This is a genomic window from Pseudomaricurvus alcaniphilus (assembly GCF_011440395.1).
In the GTDB taxonomy this organism is placed as follows: Bacteria; Pseudomonadota; Gammaproteobacteria; order Pseudomonadales; family Cellvibrionaceae; genus Pseudomaricurvus; species Pseudomaricurvus alcaniphilus.
Window position 1 is genome coordinate 919,292 of record NZ_JAAOIX010000001.1, and the last position, 23,501, is coordinate 942,792.

Sequence of the window (23,501 nt, forward strand, 5' to 3'; positions counted from 1 at the left end):
TCGCTCCGCTCGCGGGGCGGGCTCGAGGCTCCACGACAGCATCCCTGCTGTCGAGGGTCTTGAAAGCAAGCCCCCGGAGCCAGACCTACCATAGTGCCGGCTGCATGATGCTTTGCCATAGTGCCGGCTGCATGATGCTTTACTTCGAGGATGCTCAGGAAAAATAGAAAATAAATTCTACTGGCCGGACACTATTTCCCCACACTTCCCGCCTGTTTGGCAGTGATGTAATCCTTTGCCAGCAGCCAGCCAATGGTATCTCTAAACGACTCCGCTAGCGGACGAAACCTGAAGTCCAGCGCCGTTTCCACCTCTACATTGCTCATAGGTACCCAACGGGTAGCGTAGACCATGGCCTCATAGCCCATGGGCACATCGAAATGGTGGATGCGTTTCATCCAGTCGACGCCGCGGCCCAGTGAACGCATTCCAAACCCGGTGGCCGGTAACTTGTACAAGCGGCGGCCAGTGACTTGTTCCAGCTCACGCGCCAGTTGGCGCCAGCTGACAAAATGGCCCCCCAGGGTAAAGCGCCCGGCGGGTAGCTCGGCATTCAGTAAACGCCGGTGCACTTCCGCCACATCGCGCACGTCGACAAACTGGTTGCCGCCCGGCATCAAGGGGATAAACGCCGACAGGTAGGTACGCAAACCAATATGGGGCTCGGTCAAGCCAGGGTCGTCGGGACCGATGACGGAGGATGGGTAGGTGATGTGCAGTGGTGCCCCCTCGGCCTGCAATTGCCGGGCAAATATTTCACACTCCACTTTGGAGCGGCCGTAGGCGCTGCGGGCAGTACCCGGCGGCGATTGACCGGAGAGTACTTTCGCCTTCTGATCAAACAGCGCGGTGACGCTGGACACATGAATAATGGATTGCAGGCCGACCTTCACCGCCTCTGTAAGCACTGTGCGAGTGCCATTGACGTTGGTGTCATAGACGCGCCCGGCATCCTTGGCATCGGTGGAGACCATGGCGGCGCAGTGAATCGCGCCGTTACAGCCACGCAGTGCCTGGCGCACGCTGGCCGCATCAGTGATATCACCGCGCACATATTGCGGCGGATGTTGCGGGTAGAGCTTTTCGACCTTGGCGGGGTCGCGCACCAGCAGCACCACCTCATGGCCGGCAGCCAGCAAGTTCCTGGCGCAGTGATAACCCACAAAACCCGTTGCCCCGGTAATCATGATTCGCATAGTCAATTACCTACGTTGCCAAGTTATCATGCTGCCAAGTTGCCGCGTTGCCAAATTGCCGGCTTCAGCGGCAAGCTGTGCCCGACCCATGGTCAGCGTTTAGAACACTTCGAACAGGCCGGCGGCGCCCATGCCGCCGCCCACACACATGGTCACTACCACGTACTTGACCCCGCGCCGCTTGCCCTCGATCAGGGCGTGGCCGACCATGCGCGCGCCGCTCATGCCAAACGGGTGGCCAATGGCGATGGCACCACCGTTGACGTTGAGCTTGTCGTTGTCGATGCCCAGCTGGTCGCGGCAGTAGATCGCCTGGCAGGCAAAGGCTTCGTTGAGTTCCCACAGGCCGATGTCATCCACTTTAAGGCCGTGGCGCTGCAACAATTTCGGCACCGCAAACACCGGACCGATACCCATTTCCTCGGGACCGCAACCCGCCACCGCGATGCCGCGATAAGCACCCAGTGGTGCCAGCCCCTGCTGTTCAGCCAGTCTGGCATCCATCAGCACACAGGCGGAGGCACCGTCCGACAACTGCGATGCATTACCCGCGGTAATAAAACGTCCCTCGGGTACCAGCTTGCCGTCTTTCCACACCGGCTCCAGCTGCACCAGGCTCTCCAGGGTGGTGCCGGGGCGATTGCCCTCGTCGCGGGTCAGGGTCACCTCTTCAAAGCTGGTTGCTTTGGTCTCCTTGTTGAACACCGTCTTGGTGGTGGTCAGGGGCACGATTTCAGCGTCGAACTTGCCCGCCGCCTGGGCCGCCGCGGTACGCTGCTGGCTCTGCAGGGAAAATTCATCCTGGGCCTGGCGGGAAATTTTATAGCGATCGGCCACGATCTCCGCGGTTTCGATCATCTGCAAATACATATGCGGTGACTTTTCCAGCACCGCCTTGGATACCGCCCGGTAACTGTTCTTGTGCTTGTTCTGCACCAGCGAAATAGACTCCAGGCCACCGGCGACGACGATATCCTGTTCGTTGGCCATAATGGCCTTGGCCGCCAGGCCAATGGTCATCAACCCGGACGAACACATGCGATCGACCTGCATACCGGACACGCTCTCGGGCAGCCCGGCGGCCATGGCACTGAGACGGCCGATATTGTAGCCCTGGGTACCCTGGGGCGCGGCCAGGCCGAGAATCACATCGTCGATCTGGCCCGGATCGATCGCGGCGCGCTCGACCGCGTGCTGCACCACATGACCACCGAGGACCGGTGCCTCGGTATCGTTAAACGCTCCGCGATAGGCTTTGCCGATCGGCGTGCGGGCGGTGCTGACAATTACGGCTTCTCTCATAACAATAATCCTGTATTGATTCGCTGATGATATTTGTAATGCCCTTAATGCCAGCAACAGCCTCGAGAGCTCTCGGCGGTGACTAGCGAACAGTAGTTACGCCCGCTGGCTGGACACTGGCACTATCTCACCGGTCATATAACCTGAGTAATCCGAGGCCAGGAACATCATGACGTTGGCCACTTCCCAGACCTCGGCGGCCCGCCCAAAGGCTTCTTTCGCGGCCAACTCTTCCAGCAATTCCAGCGGGGTGGTTTTCTTCAGGAACTCGTGGAAGGCAATGGACGGCGACACGGCGTTGATTCGCACACCGTAGTCGGCGGCTTCCAGTGCCGAACAGCGGGTCAGGGCCATCACCCCGGCTTTCGCTGCGGCGTAATGACACTGCTCTTTCTGCGCTCGCCAACCCAGCACCGAGGCGTTGTTGACGATCACTCCGGCACCGCGCGGTTGCATTTTTTGCAGCATATAGCGGCTCATACGCATGGTGCCGGTGAGGGTGATGTCCAGCACCCGCGACCACTCCTCGTCGCCCATTTCCACCAGCAATTTACTGCCTCCCAAGCCCGCGTTGTTGATCAGGATATCGACCCCGTTCATGCGCGCTTCAGCGTCGTCGATCAGGGCCCGTACGTCCGCCTCGACGGTGACATTGGCGAGCTTGCCGTACACCTCCTGCAGACCGGTATCGGCGCGCAGCTTTGCTACTGCGCTGTTTAACCTGCCCTCGTGAATATCGCTGATGGTGACCGCGCGCGCGCCCTCTTCCGCCGCTCGCTGGGCCGCCGCATAACCGATGCCGGCACCGGCAGCCGCCGTGATCAGTACCGATTTACCCAGCAACAGATTGTGGCCGGCAACATAGGGTGGTGGCTCTTTCAGGGCCATAACAGTCTCCTTGGGTTATTTGGCAACTTTTAAAATTTAACCGCGCGGCTCGCGGGGCATGCCCAGCGCGCGCTCGGCGATGATATTGCGTTGAATCTGGTTGGTGCCGCCGTAGATGGTGTCCGAGCGGGTAAACAGGTACATGGACTGCAAACGGCCCAACTGGTAAGGCGCTGCCTCCAGGATTTCGCTTTCATCTCCCAGCACATCCATGGCCAACTTGCCGAGGTTGCGATGCCAGCTGGCCCAATACAATTTGTAGATCATGGCCGACTTCTGCAGCGCACCATCGTCGACGCCACCGGAGAGCATGCGCATACTGTTGTAACGCATAATACGCAACCCCATATGGGCGTCGGCGATGCGCGCCCGCAGCGCCGGATCGCGGGCGGCGCCGTTGCGCTTGGCCAGCGCCACAATTTCATTCAGTTCATTCTGGAACAGCATCTGCTGGCCGAGGGTGGAAACGCCACGCTCGAAACCCAGCAAGCCCATGGCCACCTTCCAGCCGTCGCCGGGCAGACCGACAATGTCGTTGGCACCACAGCGGGCCTCGTCAAAAAATACTTCGTTGAATTCGCTGGTGCCGGTCAACTGTTCGATGGGACGCACGTCGACTCCGGCTTGGTCCATGGCCAGCAGGAAAAATCCCAGCCCCTTGTGGCCGACGGAGTCCGGGTCGGTGCGGGCAATTACGAAACAGTACTGCGACTCGTGGGCCAGTGAGGTCCACACTTTCTGGCCACTGATTTTCCACTGCTGCGTGTCGCTGTCGAAACTGGCCCGGGTTTTGACGTTGGCCAGGTCGGAACCGGCGCTGGGCTCGGAATAGCCCTGGCACCAGAATTCTTCGCCGCGCAGAATACCGGGCAGGAAGCGCTGCTGCTGCTGGTCCGAACCGAAGGCAATAATGGTGGGGCCAGCCAGGGTTTCGCCAATGTGACCGATGCGACCGGGGCCGCCGGCGCGGGCGTACTCCTCGTTGAAAATCACCTGCTGCTCGATACTGGCGCCGCGCCCGCCGTGGGCTTCAGGCCAGCCGATGCAGGTCCAGCCGCCCTCGTGCAACTTGCGCTCCCAGGCCTTGCGCTCCTCCACGTACATATGTTCGTCGCCCGGGCCGCCGCGCCAGCGGATGGTTTCGTATTCGCCGCAGAGGTTCGCTTGCAACCAGGCCGCCACCTCGGCGCGAAACTGTTCATCTTGCTTGCTGAAACTGAGTTTCATCAGATTGTCTCCTCATCCAGCAACTGACGGGCCAGGCGCTGGCGGTGATAATCGCCGTTGCCGAGAAAGGTCTCGGTGGACTTGGCGCGCTTGAAATAGAGCTGGATATCGTACTCGGCGGTAAAACCGACGCCGCCAAACAACTGGATACCGCAGCCGGCGTTGAAGAAATAGGCGTCGCTGCAATAACCCTTGGCAATGCTTGCCGCCTCCGCTAACTGCGACGACTGGGCGCTGCCGGCCAGCGCCTCATCGGCGATACAGGCGGCGTAATAGAGTGCCGAGCGACCGGCCTCCACCTTGACCATCATGTCGGCGCACTTGTGCTTCACCGCCTGGTAGGAGGCGATGCTGCGCCCAAACTGCACCCGCTCCTGCAGGTAGTCCACGGTCATATCGAGGCTTTGCTGGGCGCCGCCCACCTGGTCGGCGGCTAGCGCCACCCGGGCCAGGTCCAACACGGTTTCCAGCGCGCTGGCCGACTCACCCTCAACACCCAACAGGGCGTCGGCGTCCAGCCACACATCGTCAAAACTGATTTGCGCCTGCTTGCGGGTCTGGTCCATGGTCGGCAGCCACTGGCGGCTGACCCCCTCGGTATTCGCCTCCAGCACCAGCAGGCTGACGCCGCTGTTGCCGGCGCTGCCCGGCGCCCGCGCCGCCACCACCAGCCACTCGGCGGTGTGACCGTCGAGCACGTAGCGGCTGACGCCGTTGAGGCGGTAGCGGCCGCCCACCTGTTCACAGGTCACACTCACCGCCGCGGCATCGCTGCCGCCCTGCGGCCCGGCGAAGGCCAGGGTGGCGCTACTGCCCGCCACCAGGCGCGGCAACCAGGCGCCCTTCTGGGCGTCATTGCCGGCCACCAGCAGGGCATTACCGGCCAAACAGACCGATGCAAAAAATGGCGCGCACAGCAACCGCCGGCCCATTTGCTCGAGGGTGGCCACCAGCTCGACATAGCCCAGCCCCAGACCGCCATATTGTTCGGGAATATGAATGGCCGGCCAGTACATCTCGGTGCAGATACGGGCCCACAAATCCGGGTCATAACCGCGCTCGGTGACCATGGCTGCGCGCACTGCGGCGCTGGTGGACACCTCCGCCAGGAATGCCTCGGCGGTGTCGCGGATCATGATCTGTTCGTCAGAAAATTTAAAATCCATGGGAGTTACCGTTTTAGGTGCCGTACACTTTTTGTGCCGGTACTTCCTGTTCCAGCAGTTGCTTGACCGCTGCGCCCACTTCCGCTGGCTGCCAGCGGTCGCCCTTATCCACGCCTGCAGTGGAGCGCCAACCGTCAGCGATGGAGATCTTGCCGCCCTCGGCCTCAAATACGCGCCCGGTCACCGCGGCGGAGGCACTGGCTGCCAGCCAAGCCACCAGCGAGGACACATTCTCCGGCGCCCAGTAGTCGAAGCTGCCGTCGTCCGGCTTGGCCATGCGCGTCGCCATGGATTCCACCGCGGTGGTCATGCCGGTGCGGGCAGCCGGGGCAATAGCGTTGGCGGTAATGCCGTAGCGCCCCAGTTCGGCCGCCTGGTTGAGGGTGAGAGCGGCAATGCCCGCCTTGGCGGCGGCGTAATTCGACTGGCCGATGGAGCCCTGCAGGCCGGCACCGGAGGTGGTGTTGATAATGCGTGCATCCACCGCCCTGCCCGCCTTGGCCTCATCGCGCCAGTAGTGCACCGCGTGGGAACTGATACAGAAGTGCCCCTTGAGGTGCACGGCCATGATCGCATCCCAGTCAGCCTCGGTCATGGAGGCAAACATGCGATCGCGGTTGATACCGGCGTTGTTGACCACAGCGTGGAGGCCAGCAAAGGTTGCAATAGCCTGCTTGACCACGTTCTCGCTGTCGCCGTAGTTGGTGATATCGGACGTATTCACCACGGCCTTGCCACCGCCGGCCACAATCGCGTCCACCACCCGCTGGGCCGCTTCCCGGTTGATGTCGTTGACGATGACACTGGCACCCTCGGCGGCCAGTACTTTGGCGTGGGCTGCGCCCAGGCCGCCACCGGCGCCGGTAACCACCACAACCCTGCCGTCACAAATTCCCATGTTTCTGTCCTCGATCCTGTTCAGTCAAACTCTTCAGTCAAGCTCTTCAGCCAAGCTCTTCAATTCGATTTAGAGCCGCTCGATAATGGTTACATTGGCCTGGCCACCACCTTCACACATGGTCTGCAGGCCATAGCGGCCGCCACTGCGCTCCAGTTCATGCAGCAGCGTGGTCATTAATTTAGTGCCGGTAGCCCCCAGCGGGTGGCCCAGGGCAATGGCGCCGCCGTTGACGTTGGTGCGTTCGTGGGGGTAGCCGGTTTCCTGCAGCCAGGCCATGGCCACCGAGGCAAAGGCTTCGTTGATTTCCACCAGGTCGATATCCTTGAGACTCATGCCGGCCTTTTGCAGCGCGTAGCGGGTCGCGGAGATGGGCGCGGTCAGCATCCACACCGGGTCCTCGGCGCGCACACTCAGGTGATGGATACGTGCGCGCGGTGTCAGGTTGTAGCGCTTGAGGGCTGCTTCCGAGACAATCAGCATGGCCGAGGCGGCATCGCAGGTCTGGCTGGAAACTGCGGCGGTGACCTTGTCGCAGGCAAACAGGGTATCCAGTTCGGCCATTTGCTGCAGCGTGGTCTGGCGCGGTGTTTCATCCCGGCTGACACCTTCCAGGGGTACAATTTCTCGCTCGAAACGACCCTCGTCGATGGCCTGCAGGGCGCGGCGGTGTGATTCCAAAGCGTAGCGCTCCAGCGCCTCACGGGATAACTGCCATTTGTCGGCGATCATCTGCGCGGCATTGAACTGGGTCGGCGGCAGGTCACCGTAGCGCTCGACCCAGCCGCGAGAGCCGGTAAACGGGTCGCTAAAACCCAGTGGCTCCGCCGCGGTCATGGCCGAAGAAATGGGAATCTGGGTCATGGTCTGCACACCGCCGGCCACCACCACGTCCATACAGCCCGACATCACCGCCTGGGCGGCGAAATGCACGGCCTGCTGGGATGAGCCACACTGGCGATCGATGGTGGTGCCAGGCACCTCGTCAGACAGCCCGGCCGCGAGCCAGCAGGTACGGGCGATGTCACCCGCCAGCGGGCCAATGGTATCGACGCAGCCAAAGATCACGTCCTCGTAGTCCCGCTCGGGTATGTCGTGGCGCTGCACCAGTTCCTTGAGCACGTGGGCACCGAGATCGGCGGCATGGACGTGGGCCAGGCCGCCCTTGCGGCGCCCCGTGGGTGTGCGCAAGGCGTCGACGATATAGGCCTGGGAGTGCTGGGTCATGAGGATGTCTCCGCGGTAAGGGGTTCGGTGCTGATATCAAAGGCGCGATTGCTGGCGCCAAAGGTGTATTCGGCGCCCAGCAGGGCGCGCGGATTGAGCAGCCATTCGTGAATTCGGTTCTTGTGAAAGCCGTTGTCGCCCCAGGCCTTGTCCAGGGCCCAGCTGCGCTTGGCCCAGATGTGCAGGTCGCACTCCCAGGTGTAGCCCATGGCGCCGTGCACCTGGGTGCAATTGCGGGCGCAGAGCAGAGCTGCGTCGGCCGCCGCCACCTTGGCGTGGGACACGGCACAATCCGCGCGCGCGGGTCCGACCGAGGTGGTGTAGGCGGCGCGGTACACCACGGCCTTGGCAAACTCGATGCGCACCGCGCAGTCGGCCAACAGGTGTTTGACCGCCTGGTTGCTGCCGATGGCTCGGCCAAACTGTTCCCGGTCACTGCTGTATTTGACTGCCTGCTGCAGCATGGCCTGGGCCAGGCCCAGCAATTGGGCGGCGCAGCCAAGGGCACCGCGGTTAAGGGCAATACGCCACAGCTGCGCCCCCTGCTGGCCATCCACCAGGCGGCTGGCAGCACTGGGGGTCCAGGCCACACGGTACAAGCGGCGACTCGGATCCAGGCTTTTCTGTGCTTGCAACTGCAACTGGTCACGGGCCACCAGGTGCACTTCTTCGCCGTGACCCAGCAATAGCCAATCGGCCTCGGCGGCAAAATTCAGGTAGGGGTTGATCATATGACCGGCAGCCACCTGCACCGTCCCTGCCGCTACTTGCTGCAGCAACTCGGTGCCACGACTGGCAAAATCACTGTTGCAGCGCACCAGGTCCACCAGCAGCTGGCTGGCCACCAGGGCTGAATCCACCAGCGGCTCCGGCAGCGCCACCTTGCCGCACTCCTCCGCCAGGAGCACAAAGTCCACTTCGTTGAGCCCGAGACCACCCAGGTCCTCGGGAATGAGCATGGCGGTCAGCCCCATATCCACCAGCTGCTGCCAGCTGCCGGGGTCGAAACCGCTGGCGGTCGACCAGCGCCCGCGAATGGTTTCCGGGGCTACCTCTTTCGCCAGCATGGCGGCGAGGCTCTGCTGATAAACTCTTTGATCGTCGCTGAAGGTAAATTCCACGCGCTGCTCCTACCCTTGTCTGGTTACTGCAACAGGCTGCTGCTGCAACAGTCTGGTTCTTTTAATGTCCAACTAATCGTTTCAATGGCCAACATCTGTGGCCTACTTGCGCGGCATGCCCAGCATTCGCTCGGCGATGATATTGCGCTGGATTTCGTTGGTGCCGGCGTAAATGGGGCCGGACTGGGCGAACAAAAATCCGTCCAGCCAATTGCCCAAATCGTCACTGGCATCCTCCGCCTCGGGTAGCAGTTCTGCCCGCGCGCCCAGCAGGCTCATGGCGGTGGTGAAAATTTGCAGGTCCAGCTCCGACCAGAAGATTTTGTTGCAGCTCGATTCCGGCCCGATGCTGCCGCCGCTCATCAGGCGCGAGGCGGTTTGATAGGTGGACAGGGCATAGGCTTCAGCATCCATGTAACAGCGCACCACCGAGTCTTCGATGGACAGGTCGAGGATGTCGTTGCGCTTCTGTCGATAGAGTTGCAGCAGCAGTTTGGCCGACTGTTGAAAACGCGCCGGACTGCGCAACATCAGGCCGCGCTCGAAGCCGGCGGTGGACATGGCAATGTTCCAGCCCTCACCCTCGGCGCCGAGGCGATTGAACACCGGCACTCGCACATTATCGAAAAAGATTTCGGCAAAGCCTGGCAGCCCGTTGAGCTGCTCAATCGGCCGCACGGTCACGCCCTCGGCGTCCAGTGGCACAAAAATAAAAGACAACCCCTTGTGCCGACTGGAGTCGGGATCGGTGCGAAAGATACAAAACACCCAGTCGGCAAACACGGCCCGGGTCGACCAAATCTTCTGGCCGTTAATGACGTACTCGTCGCCCTCGCGAATCGCTTTCGAACGAATGGCGGCCATATCCGAGCCGGCACCCGGCTCCGACCAGCCCTGGGCCCACATCTCTTCACCACTGGCCATCTTGCTGATAAAACGCGCCTTTTGCGCGTCGCTGCCGTACTCCATCAGGGTCGGCCCGAGCAGGAATATGCCGTTCTGGTTGACCCGCAGCGGTGCCTGGGCGCGGTAGTATTCCTCCTCGAAAATCAACCATTCGATAAGGTTACATCCGCGGCCGCCATAGGCCTCCGGCCAGGTCACCATGCCCCAGTTGCCCCGCGCCAGGGTTTGTTCCCACTGGCGGTGCTGCTCGAATCCCTCGCGGGTATCAAAGGACTGCAGCGGTTGGTCCGGCACATTGTCAGCCAGCCACTGGCGCACTTCTGCCCGGAAGGCGTTTTGTTGCGGGGTATATACCAGTTCCATAATTAACCTGTCTGTTGCCGTGATAAAAAAGTGCCAAGACCTGACTAGTCCTGCTCCTTGTTCTTGGCCGCCATGGCTTTGGCGTCATAGCCACCCAGTTTGTGGCCGGTCATCAAATCGTTGTGCGCGTGGGAAAAGTGGTGCCAGGCAAACGCCGCTTCCATGCCGGCGCGCTTGCCCTGCAGGTCCTCGACGTTGTTGATGGCCTGCTTGGTCAGCAGCAAGCCCATGCGCGGCATCTCGCCGATCTTTTCCGCCAAGGCTTGCACGTCCGCGTCCAGGGTGGCGCGGCTGGAGACCCGATTGACCATGCCCATCTGGTAGGCGCGCTCGGCGGACATACGATCGCCGGTAAACAGAAACTCCTTGGCGATGCGCGGATTCAGTTCGTAGGGGTGGGCAAAGTATTCCACCCCGGGGATGCCCATTCTCACTACCGGATCGGAAAAGAAGGCATCGTCGGTGGCGACGATCAAATCGCATACCCAGGCCAGCATCAAACCACCGGCAATACAGGCGCCCTGCACCGCGGCGATGGTGGGCTTGGGGATCTCGCGCCAGCGCCGGCACATACCCAGGTAAGCTTCCTGCTCGCGCACGTAGAGGAACTCACCGCCCTCCTTGTTGGCGTGGTCGTACCACATGGACACCCGCTCCTGGCTGTCGTTGATATCCCGCCCCGGGGTGCCGATATCGTGGCCGGCGGAGAAGTGCTTGCCGCTGCCTTTCAGCACAATCACTTTGACACTGTCGTCGTCCACCGCCCGCTTGAACGCCTTGTCGAGCTCGTAGGTCATGCGACCGTTTTGCGCATTGTGGTACGTGGGTCGATTCATCGTCACGGTGGCGACGCCATTGGTGACGCTGTAGAGAACTATGTCTTTTTCCTCTTCCGCGCTGTTTTTAGCGTCTGCTGTGGCGCTGCTGTTTTTATCGCTCATAACGTTCACCCGTGCTTGGATTCAAGATCGTAATTAGCAAACCTGGCGGCGATCACCCACCGGGTTGTCGCGCAGTTGCCGCGCCCGCAGGTTGGCGGGGTCCAGCGCGCGAATAATGTCCAGTTGCGCCGCGGTCGGCGCCGCAGTGTTCTCGACCTGGTCGGGGATACAAATTTCGAAACCGGTATTTTCCTGCACCTGTTCAGTGCTAATGCCGGGGTGCAAACTGCGCAGGCGCAATTGATGTTGCGGCCCCTGCCAATCCATTACACACAGGTCGGTAATCACCAGCCGAATGTCGATATCGTCCAGCTGGTAGCCGCGGGGCAAGCGCTCCGGGTTGTAACCGATGGAACACACCACATCGCACTCTCCTTGCACAAATACGCGGCGCGAATGCTCGGGCACGAAAAAGGAATTGGCGTGGCAGATGGAATTGCCGGGGAAACCGCGCACTCCCAGCATTTGCACCTTGGGTTGCTGGTGGGTACCGCCGAGGGCGGAGATATTGGCCTGCCCGAAGCGGTCGATTTGCGTCGGTCCCACCATGGCGTGGCGCTTGCCACCCCAGACGTTGTCAAAAATTCGGGCGAATCCCATCCAGCTTTCCTGGGCCTGGGCCTGACCGGGCTGGCGTCCGCTCACCGCATTGGGTTCGCTCAACATCCAGGCCTGGGAATCGGTCATCATCAAATCGGGAGTGAAAGATTGCATGGCGACGCTGGCCGCCAGGCGCGGCAGTAAACCAATGCCAGTGGCCAGCACTTCGCCGTTATCGCGAAAGGCTTCGGCGGCGGCCACTATCATCAGTTCCGCCAAACTGTATTCCGGGTTAGAAGTACTCATTGCTTGATTCCTGAAACTTGAAAGATAGACACGGGCTTAGTAAACCGGCAGCGGCAAGGCTTTGATGGCATCGAGGCCACCCACCGCCTGCTGGTAATCCTGCTCGGTTTTACCGCTCACGTATTTGTCCAGGTAGGCAGTAAAATCCTGCTCTTTGGCCAGCGCGCAATACTCTTTGAAGTGGGCCACGTCGAAGCCGTACAGGGGGCTGCAGGACGACGGGTGGGCACCGCCGGCGATCGGTACAACGGAGGTGGTTTCGGAACGCTCCCAATGCACGTAGCGAGCTTCTTCGCCGGCGTGGAAGTATTCGGTATCTACCAGCTCATCGCAGGACACAATGGTGGTCTGCGCGGCCCGCGCAAACGCATCGTCCATGTACAAATCCGGCCCTTTCACCTGACAGACACCGCGCTTGTCGGCACGATCGACGTGCAGTAATGCCACGTCAAGATTGAGCGCCGGCATGGCGACCCACTCCTTGTCGTCGTAGGGGCTGTCCACCAGGGCTATGTCCGGGTTGTTGCGAATCACATCGGTACCCAAACCAAGGCGTGTAGGAATAAAAGGCAGCTTCCAGGCCGCAGCGCGCAAGCCCAACAGCATCATACCCTCGTCGATTTCCATCACTTCGATGCTGGCCTGCTGGCGCGCCTGGCGAAACCAGGGCTCGAGCGGGATAAAGTCCAGTGACACAAACGCGAACACGACTTTTTTAACCTTGCCCGCTGCGCACAACATGCCCACATCGGCGCCGCCGTAAGAGACCAGCGTGAGATCCTTTACGTCGGAGCGCAACAATTCGCGGATCAATGCCATGGGTTTGCGCCGCGGACCCCAGCCACCGATACCGATGGTCATACCATCTTCGATTTGTGCCACGGCCTGGCGTGCACTTAGTACCTTATCCATTCAAAAGTCCTTTGTCGTTTTTGCTCGACTGCCGCTATTCGATCTGTGCGGTTGCCATTGTTTGGTCACTGTTCTTGCATCACTGTTCTTTCACTGCCGATGCCAACCAGCAGACCCCAGCCAAACTGCAATGAGATCCGCAATGTGTGAGATTCATTATCAAAGTTGCCCGAGTCCAGTTCATCATCCATTAGGACTATGACGGGCTTTTTCAGCTGTTCTATATTGCCCACACACTCCACAGCTAACGTGTTTACCATGCCCACCATCAACCGTATCGCACCCGCAGACTGTCAAACCACGCCGCAACTGGTGCAGGCAGCCGCCGCCACTTTCGGCGACAAATCCTTTATTGAAGATGAAGGCAAGGTCATTTCCTTCGCCGAATTCCTGCACTCTTGCCGCACCGCCGCTGCGGCATTGCGGGCCAGCGGATTCCAGCCCGGACAGCGGGCCGCCATCTGGGCTCCCAATACCCACCAGTGGATTATTGCCGCGCTGGCCATACAATACGCCGGCGGCGTGCTGGTCACCGTGAACACCCGCTACAAGGGCGCGGAAGCGGCCACCATTCTCAACTCCGGTGCTGTGTCGGTACTGTTTTGCGTGGGTGATTTTCTCGGTGAATACTACCCGCAGATGCTGGCGGCCAGCGCGCTGCCAAAGCTGCGGGAAATTGTCGTCTTTAACAAACGCGCCGAGCAGCCCCACACCGATTGGGAAGACTTTCTCAACCGCGGTCGCGACTACCTGGCGGGCCCGGAGGCAGGCAGCGTCGAGCAGATTGCAGCCCGGGTGGCAGGCGACCACCCGGCCGACATTTTGTTTACTTCCGGTACTACCGGCGCCCCCAAGGGCGTGGTGGCGCAGCACCAGCAGAACCTCACCACCTTCCGCATCTGGACCGAAGTGCTGGGCTTGTCCGAGCGTGACCGCTACCTGGTGATCAATCCTTTCTTTCACAGTTTTGGCTATAAGGCCGGCATACTCGCCTGCCTGCTGCGCGGCACCACGCTGTTGCCGCAAAAGGTGTTCGACACTGCGGAGGTGTTGCAGCGTATCCAGCAGGAACGCATCACCATGCTGCCCGGGCCACCCACCCTGTTCCAGTCCATGCTCGCCTTTCCGGAGCGCGAAAAATACGATCTGTCGACGCTCACCAAGGCCACTACCGGCGCCGCCAGCATCGCTGTGGAATTGATCGAACGCATCCGCGCGGAGCTGGGCATCAAGACCATTATTACCGCCTATGGCCTGTCGGAGTGCTGTGGCCTGGCCACCATGTGTCGCCCCGGCGACTCGGCGGCAGTGATCGCCTCCACGTCGGGGCGGGCACTGCCCGGTGTCGAGGTGCGCTGTGTCGATGAACAGGGGGACGAAGTAGCTCCCGGTGTGGCTGGCGAAATTTTGGTGCGCGGCTTTAATGTGATGCCGGGTTACCTCGACGACCCCGCCGCCACCGCCGCCACTATCGACGCCGACGGCTGGCTGCACACCGGCGACGTGGGAACCCTGGATGACGCTGGCAACCTGGCGATTACCGACCGCCTTAAGGACATGTTTATTACCGGCGGCTTCAACTGCTATCCGGCGGAAATCGAAAACCAGCTCTGTGCCCACCCGGACATCCAGATGGCGGCGGTTATCGGCGTGCCCGACGAGCGCCTGGGCGAGGTGGCCATGGCCTGGCTGGTACGCAAGCCCGGCGCAACCCTCAGCGCAGCCGACCTCAGCAGCTGGTGCCGCCAGCAGATGGCCAACTACAAGGTACCGCGCCTGTTTCGCTTCGTCGATGCCCTGCCCCTGAACGCTTCCGGCAAGGTACTCAAGACCGAACTCAGGGCCATGTTTCGTCAATCAATGCAGTCAAACTGACCCCTAATCAAGGAGCAACCCCATGTCAATCAACAGCCTCGGCTACATCGGCGTTTACAGCAGTGACCTGGCCCAATGGGCAGAATACGGCACCCAGGTGCTGGGAATGGAAAATGTCACCCCGCACATTGACGACAACACTGGCAATCTGTACCTGAAGATGGATGAACGCCCCTGGCGCCTGCTGGTCATCCCCTCCGAGCAGGATCGCTTTGGCTTCTGCGGCTGGGAGTGCAACAGCGCCCAGGCGCTGCAGGACACCGTTGACCGTTTGCGCAGCGCCGGTGTAGAAGTTGCTGAAGCCAGCGCCGGTGAGACCGCGCTGCGGCGGGTGCAGCGACTGGTCAAATTTCGCGACCCGACGGGCAATCAGCATGAGGCTTACTGGGGCGTGGTGGCGGATTTTCGGCGCCTGGTTTCGCCGGTGGGCGTGCGCAGCTTTGTCACTGGCAAGCTGGGTATGGGCCACGTGGTGCTGCCCGCTCCCGATTTCGATATCACGGTGGGCTTTTTCCGGGATGTACTGGGCTTTGGGCTCTCCGACCTGATGAATATCCGCTTTACCGACGACCCGGCCGAGCCCAATAAGCGCCTCTGGTTTATGCACTGCAACTCGCGCCACCACAGTCTCGGCCTGTTTGAAATGCCGCACCCGGCCGGCTGTGTGCACCTCATGCTGGAGGTGGAAAATATCGATGAAGTGGGCCGCTGTGAAGACCGCCGCATCGCCCACGGGGTGCCCCTGTCGGCAACCCTGGGCCGCCACGCCAATGACCAGATGGTGTCGTTCTATATGAAGTCGCCGTCTAATTTTGACATCGAGTACGGTGCCGAAGGCCTGTGCGTCGACAACTGGGACAACTACAGCAACTTCGAGAGCACCGTGCCCAGTTACTGGGGACACGATTTTAGTGTGGGCCAGGGCTGACCGGACGCATTAATTCATATGGGGTATGCGGTTTTGCGACGCTTTTGCGACGATAAAGCTTCAAATAATTCGCACACCCAGAGCAGCTGCAGAGAGGCCAAATCCAATGACTGAAATCGACCCCCGCGAATTGCGCAATGCATTGGGCGCGTTTGCCACCGGCGTGACCATAGTGACCACTATCGCCAATGACGAACGCTCGCCCGGCCAGGGCCAGAAGATTCCTATCGCCATGACCGCCAACAGCTTTTCGTCGGTGTCACTGGATCCACCCCTGATTCTCTGGAGCCTGGCCCGCAACGCCCAGAGCTTTAAAGCGTTTGATGAGGCGGAACATTTTGCCGTGCACATACTGCACAGTGGCCAGAAAGGCCTGTCCGGCATCTGCGCCACCAAAAACGCCGACAAGTTTGCCGAAATCAGCTGGCACCCGGGCATCAACGGCATACCGGTGTTCGACGATTACAACACCTGTTTCGAGTGCCAGGTAGAAAATAAATTCGACGGTGGCGACCACCTGATCATCCTCGGCCGAGTGATCAAATTCGACAACAAGGAGCGGGAAACCCACTCTACCCCGCTGGTGTTTTATCAGGGCCAATACAAAAACATCGCCTGAAACCATTAACGCTAACACTATTTTTTTTGCGGCTGGCAAGCAGCCCAAATATCACCCGAGAGGCAGCCGTTATGCATACCCTAAACCAGCAAGTTCTCGACCTGGTCGCCAGCCATGGCGAGCAGAACAGAGTCAATCGCCAAGTGTCCACCGAGAGCGTGCAAGCGCTGAAAGACTGTGGCTTTTACAAAATGTTATTGCCCAAACAGTGGGGCGGCCTGGAGCATACGCCGCAGGAATTTTTTGCCGAACAAATCCTGTTGGCCGAGGCGGATATGAGTACCGCCTGGATCAGTGGCATTATCGCCGTGCACGCGTTCCAGATTGCCATCATGGCCGACGAGGCACAACAGGACGTCTACGGCAAGGACCCCAACACCCTGGTCAGCAGTTCCTACAACCCGGTGGGTGGCAAGGTCACCATCACCGAGGGCGGCTTCAAATTGAGCGGCCGCTGGGGCTGGAGTTCCGGCTCGGAACACTGCGAGTGGGCCCTGCTGGGCGCAATCGTACACGGCGAGGGCTACCGCACCTTCCTGGTACCGCGCAGCGATTACCGCATTGAAGACACCTGGCATGTGATGGGTTTGCAGGGTACCGGATCCAATGACATTGTCATCGATGAACCGGTATTCGTGCCCGGCTATCGCACCCACAAGCGCAGCGACGGTTATAACTGCGTCAACAACCAGAGCAACCCCATGTACAGCATGCCCTGGGCACAGACGTTTATCCGCGTGGTCAACACCCCGGCCATCGGCGCCCTCAAGAAAGCGCTGAAACTGTTTATCGAAACCCGCACCGCAGCCGCCAGCACCGACACCACCAAGCTGGCCGCCGATGCGGAAACCCAGACCCGGGTAGCCACGGTGAAAAACACCATTCACGAAATAGAAAGTATCCTGTTCAACAACTTCAACGAGATGCAAGCCAACAACTGGCGGCCCAGCGTGGACCAGCGCATTCTGTATCGCTACCAGGCCAGCATTGTGATCGACAAGTGCATCGAGGCAATCGACACCCTGTTCGACGTGGCCGGCGGTCGCTCGGTATTCCTCGGTCACCCGCTGCAGCAGATCTGGAATGACATCCACATCGCCCGCGCCCACGTGGCCAACAGCCCGGCGGCGTTTGCCCGCAACCTGGGCAGCACCCTGCTGGGACTGGACAACACCGATTACTTTATCTAACGGATACGACACCATGAGCAAGCCATTGCCCGAGGGCAAGTACGCCGACTTGAGTGACGGTCTGCGGCTGCACTACCACGACCTGGCACCCGCCAACGGCCCGGCGTTGGGTAACATTATCCTGATCCAGGGCAGCGGCCCCGGCGCCAGCGGCTGGAGCAATTTCCAGCACAACGCCGACCCGTTTGCCAGCGCCGGTTACCGGGTGCTGGTCATCGATCTGCCCGGTTATGGATTTACCAGCAAACCCGGGGATGCCATCTACAGTCTCGATTATTTCGTCGGTTACCTGAAGCAACTGGTCGATCATCTGGCCCTGAAAAACTGTATTTTGGTGGGTAATTCCCTCGGTGGTGCCATTGCCATGGGCTTCGCCCTGGCGCACCCGCAACTGGTCAGCCACCTGGTGCTTATGGCGCCGGGCGGCCTGGAAGAGCGCGAAGTGTACTTCGCCACCGAAGGTATCCAGGCGATGGTCAAGTACCCGCTGGGCTCACCCGAATTCACCCGGGATGTACTGCGTCAACTGCTGCAACTGCTGGTGTACGACCCAACCCTGGTGACCGAGCAACTGGTGGCCGAGCGCTGGCAAATATTGCAACTGCAAAACCCCCAGGTACTGGCCACCATGCAGGTGCCTAACCTCAGCGGCCGGCTGCCAGAGTTGCAGTGCCCGGTTCTCGCTTTCTGGGGGCGCGAGGATAAATTCTGCCCTATTTCCGGCGCCCACACCCTGATCAACAACTGCCGCAACGCGCAGGTCAATATGCTGACCGAATGCGGTCACTGGGTAATGGTGGAATACGCCGATTATTTCAATCGCCAGTGCCTGGATTTTCTCCAGCACACCCCGGGAGGTCAATCCGGTGTCCACCCTTAAACTGCGCGTGGTCATGGAAGCGTTGGTTCCGGGCGTGCGGCGATTCGGCGCCCGGGATTCCACAGATTGCAAGCACTTACTGGATCCCCGCCTGCGCGGGGAAGACAACAAACAAGCTTCTGGACAGGTACACTCCAATGGCACTTGATTCCGCCACCATCGAACAGCTCGGCGAACACCTCTACCGCGCCATGCGCTCGGGCCAGACCTTGCCGCCGCTTACGCAAACCCACCCGGACATCGACATCGACGATGCCTATCATATTTCCCGCGCCATGCTCGCCTGCCGCTTGCAACGCGACGGCGAACAGGTGGTGGGCAAGAAGATCGGCGTCACTTCGGCCGCAGTGCAGGATATGCTGGGTGTGTTCCAGCCCGACTTCGGTTTTCTCACCGACGCCATGGCCTACGCCGACGGCGCCGCCATTGCCGTCGCCGGCAACCTGATCCAGCCCCGCGCCGAGGGCGAGATCGCCTTTCGCCTGAAAGCTGACCTGCGCGGCCCCGGGATCACCGAGGCCGACGTGCTGGCGGCCACCGAATGCATCATGCCCTGCTTTGAGATTGTCGACTCGCGCATCCACAACTGGCAAATCCGGATCCAGGATACTGTCGCCGACAACGCCTCCTGCGGCGTCTATGTCCTCGGCGAGCGGGAAATCGACCCCCGCGGCCTCGACCTGGCGCAGCTGCAGATCCAGGTCTTCAAGAACGGCGAGCCACTGAGCAGCGGCAAGGGTGCCGCGGTACAGGGCAATCCGCTCACCGCCGTCGCCTGGCTGGCCAATACTCTGGGCGCGTTCGATATTCCGTTCCTCGCCGGCGAGGTGATTCTCTCGGGCTCGCTGGTGCCTCTGGAGCCGGTCAGTGCCGGCGATGAGATGCGCTTGCAGCTCTCCGGCAGCGGCATTGAAAACTGCGGCGTCAGTTGCCGCTTCGTATAGCTTAATAACGAAAATCGTTAAACCATTGGAATGACTATGACTCAGAAACTTCGCGCCGCCATTATCGGCCCCGGCAATATTGGTACTGACCTGTTGATGAAAGCCCTGCGCAGCGACTGGATAGAGCCGGTGTGGATGGTGGGCATCGACGATTCGCCCGGTATCCAACGAGCTCGGGAAATGGGCCTCAAGGTCTCCACCGACGGTGTCGACGGCCTGCTGCCCCATATTGAGGAGGACAGAATTCAGTTTGCCTTCGACGCCACCTCCGCTTATGTACACGCCGAGAACTCGCGCAAGCTGACCAGCAAGGGTGTCATTATGATTGACCTGACCCCCGCGGCCATTGGCCCCTACTGTATTCCCCCAGTCAACCTGCAGACGCTGCTGGCCGAGGGCGTCAAGGACAACGTCAACATGGTCACCTGTGGCGGCCAGGCCACTATCCCTCTGGTAGCGGCGGTGAGCCGGGTACAGCACGTGGGTTACGCTGAAATCGTCGCCACCGTAGCCTCGGCCTCAGTGGGCATGGGTACTCGCGACAACATCGACGAATTCACCCGCACCACCGCCGCCGCCATTGAGCAAGTCGGCGGCGCCCGTCAAGGCAAAGCGATTATTATCATCAATCCGGCCGAACCCCCCTTGATCATGCGCGACACGGTGCATTGCCTGACGGTGGACGAACCGGACCGCGACGCCATTTGCGCCTCGTTCCGCGACATGATTGCCGAGGTGCAGAAGTATGTGCCCGGTTACCAGATGCTCAATGAGCCGATGTTTGATGGCAAGCGGGTAACTATCTCAGTGCAGGTTGAAGGTCTGGGGGATTTTCTGCCCAAGTACTCGGGCAACCTGGACATTATGACCGCAGCCGCACTGCGAACGGCGGAAATGATGGCCCAGCAACAGGCCGCAAAATGAAGCAACAGGCACTCCTCCTCTCACCAAACATCGGTTATAAAAGAGTTTGATTATGAACCTTGCTGGCAAAAAAGTAGTTCTGCACGACATGTGCCTGCGCGACGGCATGCACTCCAAACAGCACCAGATTTCCATAGCGGAAATGGTCAGTATTTCCGCCGCACTGGACGCCGCCGGGGTACCCCTGATCGAGGTCACCCACGGCGACGGCCTGGGCGGCGCCTCGCTCAATTACGGATTTCCGGCCCACAGCGACGAAGAGTACATGACCGCGGTGGTCAACACCGTCAAACAGGCGCGGATTTCGGCCCTGCTGATACCAGGTATTGGCACTGTCGATCACCTGCGCATGGCCGCCGGCTGCGGCGTCAGCACCATTCGGGTGGCCACCCATTGCACTGAGGCCAATGTCTCTCGCCAGCATATCAACCTGGCGCGGGAAATGGGCCTGGATACAGTGGGCTTCCTGATGATGGCGCACATGGTCAGCGCGGAGAAGCTGCTGCAACAAGCCAAATTAATGGAATCCTACGGGGCCAACTGTATCTACTGTACCGATTCCGCCGGCTATATGCTGCCCGATGACGTCAGCGCGCGCATCGGCCTGCTGCGCCGCGAGCTCAAGCCAGAAACCGACATTGGCTTCCACGGTCACCACAATATGGCCATGGGTGTGGCCAACTCCCTCGCCGCGCTGGAAGCCGGCGCCATGCGCATCGACGGCTCTGCCGCGGGCCTGGGTGCCGGTGCCGGCAACACGCCGCTGGAGGTGCTGGCGGCGGTGCTAGAGCGCATGGGTGCCGATACCGGGGTGGACATCTTTAAACTGATGGACGCCGCCGAGGAAGCGGTCCTGCCCATCATGGACGAGCCGGTGCGACTGGGCCGCGATGCGCTGGTACTGGGTTACGCCGGCGCCTACTCTTCCTTCCTGCTGTTTGCCAAGCGCGCCGAGAAGAAGTACGGGGTTCCCTCCTACAAGATCCTGCTGGAAATGGCCCGTCGCAAAACAGTGGGCGGCCAGGAGGACCTGATCGAGGACATCGCCATCGAGCTATCTCGCGCCTGACTTCACCACGGGCGGCCAGGCTCCGCCCCTGTCTCACCGCTGCAGCATCGTCCACCAATATACTTTGCTCTAGCCTGCGGAACTGTTTAAACGGTAGAATAGCTGAATTAGCTCGATTTCAGATATATCGCCATTAAAGCATAAAAGCAGAAGTTGTATGAAAAAGGACCTGAGTATTGCCGAGTACAGTACCCTGCTCGGCTATCTTTACAGCGGCCACATCGAAGAAGATCCCTACAGCAAATTTCTCGATTTGTTGCGTGACATCATGGAGTGCAATTTCGCCTCAATGACCTTGCGGGAACCCATTGGCGACGACGGCGGCCTGTTGTTTATTTCCAGTGAAATGCTGCAGAAAACCTTTGCCGATGACCACAACCCCTATACCGATCAGTTCTACACTTCCAACCTGATGACCAATTTGCAATGGGGCGAAGTGCAGACCCTGGACCAGTGCACCTCCTACTCGTCGCTGGAATCTACCGACCTGTACAAGATCTGCATGCAACCGATTAACATCTATCACATGCTGGGTGTGGACCTGCGCAATGCCAACGGCCAGCGCTTCAGCGTGCGGCTCTGCCGGCCTAAAGAAGCCAGCAATTTTTCCGAGTCGGAAAAAGAGTTTTTCCAGCAACTCGGTTCCCATATCCAGCGCGCAGTGGCCAGCGGCATGCAACTGATCCAGCTGGACTCAGAGCGCAAGCTATTTGCGAAAACCATTTCCGGCCGCTCCATTGGCACCATCACCCTGGATGAACACGGCAAGATTATCAACTGCAACCTGGCGGCGGATGAAATGATCCGCAGCAAGGACGGTATCGGCATCCTCAACGAGCATATCTACCCCCAGAACAACTCCGCCCGGGAACGCTTGAATAGTTATATCAAGGAAGTGATTACGGCCCAGCGCAAACAGGAGCCACCGCCCATGCACGCCATGGTAGTGGAACGACTGTCCGGCAAAGCCAGCTATGAATTATTGATCAAACCAATCTCTGTTGAAAAAACCGTGGAGTCGACCAAGACACCGCACATCATGGTCTTTATCAGTGATCCTGAAAAAAAGCATGATATCGATATTAAAATGCTGATGTCGCTGTACTACCTGACACCGGCGGAAGCCTCACTGGCCAAGAACCTGGCTGCCGGCTACAGCCTCGACCAGAGCGCCGCCAATCTCGGCATTGCGCGCAATACCGCCCGCGCCCAATTGCGTTCCATTTTTTCCAAAACCGGGGTCACCCAGCAATCCATGCTGGTCAGCCTGATCCTGAAAAGCCTGGCGACCTTTTCCTGAATCCCGCTCAAAGATACGGCGGGGTGATGGTAGCGCCGCCGTCCAGGCTTATGGTGGCGCCATTGATGTGGCGCGACTCGTCCGAAGCCAAAAACAATACAGTGTTGGCAACGTCTTCGGGGCTACAAACAAAGGGCTTGACCCGGTCGCTATCGGCCAGCTGCCGGCCACCCGCCTGAGCCGCAATTTCCATGGTCATGGGCGTGGCAATGGAATCGGGGTGCAGCGAATTGCAGCGCACCCCCTTGCCGCGCTGGTTGCAGTACACTGCCACCGACTGGGTAAAACCGCGCACCGCTGCCTTGCTGGCACTGTAGGCGGCAAACTGCGGCAAACCAAACAGCGCCGAAGACGAGGACATATTGATAATCGACCCTCCGCCTGTCTGTTCCAGCAGTGGTAAACAGTGCTGCACCCCGAGAAAGACACTCTCGGTATTGATGCTGAACACCCGCCGCCAACCCGCTAAAGTCTCCTCCGTCACATCCGCCAACTGCAGTATGGCGGCGTTATTGACCAGGATATCCAGCCGCCCATAGTCTTTTTCAATCAGCGCTACTATCTGCTTCCACTGATTTTCACTGCTGACATCCTGGGGTATGAACCGCGCCCGCTCGCCAATCTCCTGCGCCACAGCTTCACCTTCGCGGGCATTGATGTCCGTTAATATCACCTGCGCACCTTCGGTCGCCAGGCGAATGGCATCGGCCCTGCCCACACCCCGACCGGCGCCGGTCACCAGCGCCACTTTGTTTTCCAGTCGCAATGACATGGGCTAT

General features: G+C 60.1%; 23 protein-coding genes. 9 read left to right on the forward strand and 14 right to left on the reverse strand.

The window, feature by feature from the left end:
• Positions 1 to 191 precede the first annotated feature (191 nt).
• The 13 genes from G8764_RS03955 to G8764_RS22290 form a co-directional block, all read right to left on the reverse strand.
• Positions 192 to 1,196, reverse strand: coding sequence for an SDR family NAD(P)-dependent oxidoreductase (locus G8764_RS03955; RefSeq protein ID WP_166162051.1), 1,005 nt, complete (start codon positions 1,194 to 1,196; stop codon positions 192 to 194).
• A gap of 99 nt (positions 1,197 to 1,295) precedes the next feature.
• A complete protein-coding gene (locus tag G8764_RS03960) occupies positions 1,296 to 2,498 on the reverse strand; it encodes an acetyl-CoA C-acyltransferase (RefSeq protein WP_166162053.1) in 1,203 nt (400 codons plus the stop codon).
• A gap of 96 nt (positions 2,499 to 2,594) precedes the next feature.
• On the reverse strand, positions 2,595 to 3,386 hold the full coding sequence (locus G8764_RS03965; RefSeq protein ID WP_207951649.1) for an SDR family oxidoreductase: 792 nt from the start codon (positions 3,384 to 3,386) through the stop codon (positions 2,595 to 2,597).
• 36 nt (positions 3,387 to 3,422) lie between these two features.
• Positions 3,423 to 4,613 (reverse strand): acyl-CoA dehydrogenase family protein, encoded by a 1,191-nt coding sequence (locus G8764_RS03970; protein WP_166162055.1) that lies wholly within the window; start codon positions 4,611 to 4,613, stop codon positions 3,423 to 3,425.
• The gene (locus G8764_RS03975; protein WP_166162057.1) at positions 4,613 to 5,779 is read right to left on the reverse strand and encodes an acyl-CoA dehydrogenase family protein; all 1,167 of its coding nucleotides are present in this window, start codon (positions 5,777 to 5,779) and stop codon (positions 4,613 to 4,615) included. The genes G8764_RS03970 and G8764_RS03975 overlap by 1 nt, the downstream gene beginning before the upstream one ends.
• 13 nt (positions 5,780 to 5,792) lie before the next feature.
• Positions 5,793 to 6,677 carry an SDR family oxidoreductase gene (locus G8764_RS03980; protein ID WP_166162059.1) on the reverse strand — a complete coding sequence of 295 codons (885 nt, stop codon included), beginning with the start codon at positions 6,675 to 6,677 and terminating at the stop codon, positions 5,793 to 5,795.
• Positions 6,678 to 6,746: 69 nt separating this feature from the next.
• Positions 6,747 to 7,904: an acetyl-CoA C-acetyltransferase gene (locus tag G8764_RS03985; protein ID WP_166162061.1), complete on the reverse strand. Its 1,158-nt coding sequence runs from the start codon at positions 7,902 to 7,904 to the stop codon at positions 6,747 to 6,749.
• On the reverse strand, positions 7,901 to 9,025 hold the full coding sequence (locus G8764_RS03990) for an acyl-CoA dehydrogenase family protein (protein WP_166162064.1): 1,125 nt from the start codon (positions 9,023 to 9,025) through the stop codon (positions 7,901 to 7,903). The genes G8764_RS03985 and G8764_RS03990 overlap by 4 nt, the downstream gene beginning before the upstream one ends.
• Before the next feature lie 102 nt (positions 9,026 to 9,127).
• Positions 9,128 to 10,294: an acyl-CoA dehydrogenase gene (locus G8764_RS03995; protein ID WP_166162066.1), complete on the reverse strand. Its 1,167-nt coding sequence runs from the start codon at positions 10,292 to 10,294 to the stop codon at positions 9,128 to 9,130.
• Between the two features lie 44 nt (positions 10,295 to 10,338).
• Complete coding sequence (locus tag G8764_RS04000) at positions 10,339 to 11,235, reverse strand: enoyl-CoA hydratase (protein WP_166162067.1); 897 nt, start codon at positions 11,233 to 11,235, stop codon at positions 10,339 to 10,341.
• A gap of 33 nt (positions 11,236 to 11,268) precedes the next feature.
• The gene (locus G8764_RS04005) at positions 11,269 to 12,081 is read right to left on the reverse strand and encodes a CoA-transferase subunit beta (protein WP_166162069.1); all 813 of its coding nucleotides are present in this window, start codon (positions 12,079 to 12,081) and stop codon (positions 11,269 to 11,271) included.
• A gap of 36 nt (positions 12,082 to 12,117) precedes the next feature.
• Positions 12,118 to 12,993: a CoA transferase subunit A gene (locus G8764_RS04010; RefSeq protein WP_166162071.1), complete on the reverse strand. Its 876-nt coding sequence runs from the start codon at positions 12,991 to 12,993 to the stop codon at positions 12,118 to 12,120.
• A gap of 65 nt (positions 12,994 to 13,058) precedes the next feature.
• Positions 13,059 to 13,226, reverse strand: a complete 168-nt coding sequence (locus G8764_RS22290) for a hypothetical protein (protein ID WP_207951650.1) — start codon at positions 13,224 to 13,226, stop codon at positions 13,059 to 13,061.
• Positions 13,227 to 13,251: 25 nt separating this feature from the next.
• Between G8764_RS22290 and G8764_RS04015 the strand changes: the two genes are divergently transcribed.
• The 9 genes from G8764_RS04015 to G8764_RS04055 all read left to right on the forward strand — a co-directional run bounded on the left by G8764_RS04015 (position 13,252) and on the right by G8764_RS04055 (position 22,722).
• The gene (locus G8764_RS04015; protein ID WP_166162073.1) at positions 13,252 to 14,868 is read left to right on the forward strand and encodes a FadD3 family acyl-CoA ligase; all 1,617 of its coding nucleotides are present in this window, start codon (positions 13,252 to 13,254) and stop codon (positions 14,866 to 14,868) included.
• A gap of 22 nt (positions 14,869 to 14,890) precedes the next feature.
• Entirely contained in the window at positions 14,891 to 15,796 is a 906-nt protein-coding gene (locus G8764_RS04020) for a VOC family protein (protein ID WP_166162075.1), read from the forward strand.
• A gap of 106 nt (positions 15,797 to 15,902) precedes the next feature.
• On the forward strand, positions 15,903 to 16,415 hold the full coding sequence (locus tag G8764_RS04025) for a flavin reductase family protein (RefSeq protein WP_166162077.1): 513 nt from the start codon (positions 15,903 to 15,905) through the stop codon (positions 16,413 to 16,415).
• Between the two features lie 71 nt (positions 16,416 to 16,486).
• Positions 16,487 to 17,605, forward strand: a complete 1,119-nt coding sequence (locus tag G8764_RS04030; RefSeq protein ID WP_166162079.1) for an acyl-CoA dehydrogenase family protein — start codon at positions 16,487 to 16,489, stop codon at positions 17,603 to 17,605.
• Between the two features lie 13 nt (positions 17,606 to 17,618).
• The gene (locus tag G8764_RS04035; RefSeq protein WP_166162081.1) at positions 17,619 to 18,485 is read left to right on the forward strand and encodes an alpha/beta fold hydrolase; all 867 of its coding nucleotides are present in this window, start codon (positions 17,619 to 17,621) and stop codon (positions 18,483 to 18,485) included.
• Positions 18,486 to 18,622: 137 nt separating this feature from the next.
• Positions 18,623 to 19,429, forward strand: coding sequence for a fumarylacetoacetate hydrolase family protein (locus tag G8764_RS04040; protein ID WP_166162083.1), 807 nt, complete (start codon positions 18,623 to 18,625; stop codon positions 19,427 to 19,429).
• A 36-nt stretch (positions 19,430 to 19,465) separates the two neighbouring features.
• A complete protein-coding gene (locus tag G8764_RS04045; RefSeq protein WP_166162084.1) occupies positions 19,466 to 20,353 on the forward strand; it encodes an acetaldehyde dehydrogenase (acetylating) in 888 nt (295 codons plus the stop codon).
• A gap of 52 nt (positions 20,354 to 20,405) precedes the next feature.
• Positions 20,406 to 21,422 carry a 4-hydroxy-2-oxovalerate aldolase gene (dmpG, locus tag G8764_RS04050; RefSeq protein WP_166162086.1) on the forward strand — a complete coding sequence of 339 codons (1,017 nt, stop codon included), beginning with the start codon at positions 20,406 to 20,408 and terminating at the stop codon, positions 21,420 to 21,422.
• Between the two features lie 157 nt (positions 21,423 to 21,579).
• Complete coding sequence (locus tag G8764_RS04055) at positions 21,580 to 22,722, forward strand: helix-turn-helix transcriptional regulator (protein ID WP_166162088.1); 1,143 nt, start codon at positions 21,580 to 21,582, stop codon at positions 22,720 to 22,722.
• 7 nt (positions 22,723 to 22,729) lie between these two features.
• Here G8764_RS04055 and G8764_RS04060 read toward each other — a convergent pair whose 3' ends face one another.
• The gene (locus tag G8764_RS04060) at positions 22,730 to 23,494 is read right to left on the reverse strand and encodes an SDR family oxidoreductase (RefSeq protein ID WP_166162090.1); all 765 of its coding nucleotides are present in this window, start codon (positions 23,492 to 23,494) and stop codon (positions 22,730 to 22,732) included.
• Between the last annotated feature and the right edge of the window lie 7 nt (positions 23,495 to 23,501).

What these genes read in the sequence shown, in the direction of transcription:
- G8764_RS03955 (WP_166162051.1), bottom strand. Translation starts at nt 1,196, where the DNA reads ATGCGAATCATGATTACCGGGGCAACGGGTTTTGTGGGTTATCACTGC.
- G8764_RS03960 (WP_166162053.1), bottom strand. Translation starts at nt 2,498, where the DNA reads ATGAGAGAAGCCGTAATTGTCAGCACCGCCCGCACGCCGATCGGCAAA.
- G8764_RS03965 (WP_207951649.1), bottom strand. Translation starts at nt 3,386, where the DNA reads ATGGCCCTGAAAGAGCCACCACCCTATGTTGCCGGCCACAATCTGTTG.
- G8764_RS03970 (WP_166162055.1), bottom strand. Translation starts at nt 4,613, where the DNA reads ATGAAACTCAGTTTCAGCAAGCAAGATGAACAGTTTCGCGCCGAGGTG.
- G8764_RS03975 (WP_166162057.1), bottom strand. Translation starts at nt 5,779, where the DNA reads ATGGATTTTAAATTTTCTGACGAACAGATCATGATCCGCGACACCGCC.
- G8764_RS03980 (WP_166162059.1), bottom strand. Translation starts at nt 6,677, where the DNA reads ATGGGAATTTGTGACGGCAGGGTTGTGGTGGTTACCGGCGCCGGTGGC.
- G8764_RS03985 (WP_166162061.1), bottom strand. Translation starts at nt 7,904, where the DNA reads ATGACCCAGCACTCCCAGGCCTATATCGTCGACGCCTTGCGCACACCC.
- G8764_RS03995 (WP_166162066.1), bottom strand. Translation starts at nt 10,294, where the DNA reads ATGGAACTGGTATATACCCCGCAACAAAACGCCTTCCGGGCAGAAGTG.
- G8764_RS04000 (WP_166162067.1), bottom strand. Translation starts at nt 11,235, where the DNA reads ATGAGCGATAAAAACAGCAGCGCCACAGCAGACGCTAAAAACAGCGCG.
- G8764_RS04005 (WP_166162069.1), bottom strand. Translation starts at nt 12,081, where the DNA reads ATGAGTACTTCTAACCCGGAATACAGTTTGGCGGAACTGATGATAGTG.
- G8764_RS04010 (WP_166162071.1), bottom strand. Translation starts at nt 12,993, where the DNA reads ATGGATAAGGTACTAAGTGCACGCCAGGCCGTGGCACAAATCGAAGAT.
- G8764_RS04015 (WP_166162073.1), top strand. Translation starts at nt 13,252, where the DNA reads ATGCCCACCATCAACCGTATCGCACCCGCAGACTGTCAAACCACGCCG.
- G8764_RS04020 (WP_166162075.1), top strand. Translation starts at nt 14,891, where the DNA reads ATGTCAATCAACAGCCTCGGCTACATCGGCGTTTACAGCAGTGACCTG.
- G8764_RS04025 (WP_166162077.1), top strand. Translation starts at nt 15,903, where the DNA reads ATGACTGAAATCGACCCCCGCGAATTGCGCAATGCATTGGGCGCGTTT.
- G8764_RS04030 (WP_166162079.1), top strand. Translation starts at nt 16,487, where the DNA reads ATGCATACCCTAAACCAGCAAGTTCTCGACCTGGTCGCCAGCCATGGC.
- G8764_RS04035 (WP_166162081.1), top strand. Translation starts at nt 17,619, where the DNA reads ATGAGCAAGCCATTGCCCGAGGGCAAGTACGCCGACTTGAGTGACGGT.
- G8764_RS04040 (WP_166162083.1), top strand. Translation starts at nt 18,623, where the DNA reads ATGGCACTTGATTCCGCCACCATCGAACAGCTCGGCGAACACCTCTAC.
- G8764_RS04045 (WP_166162084.1), top strand. Translation starts at nt 19,466, where the DNA reads ATGACTCAGAAACTTCGCGCCGCCATTATCGGCCCCGGCAATATTGGT.
- dmpG (WP_166162086.1), top strand. Translation starts at nt 20,406, where the DNA reads ATGAACCTTGCTGGCAAAAAAGTAGTTCTGCACGACATGTGCCTGCGC.
- G8764_RS04055 (WP_166162088.1), top strand. Translation starts at nt 21,580, where the DNA reads ATGAAAAAGGACCTGAGTATTGCCGAGTACAGTACCCTGCTCGGCTAT.
- G8764_RS04060 (WP_166162090.1), bottom strand. Translation starts at nt 23,494, where the DNA reads ATGTCATTGCGACTGGAAAACAAAGTGGCGCTGGTGACCGGCGCCGGT.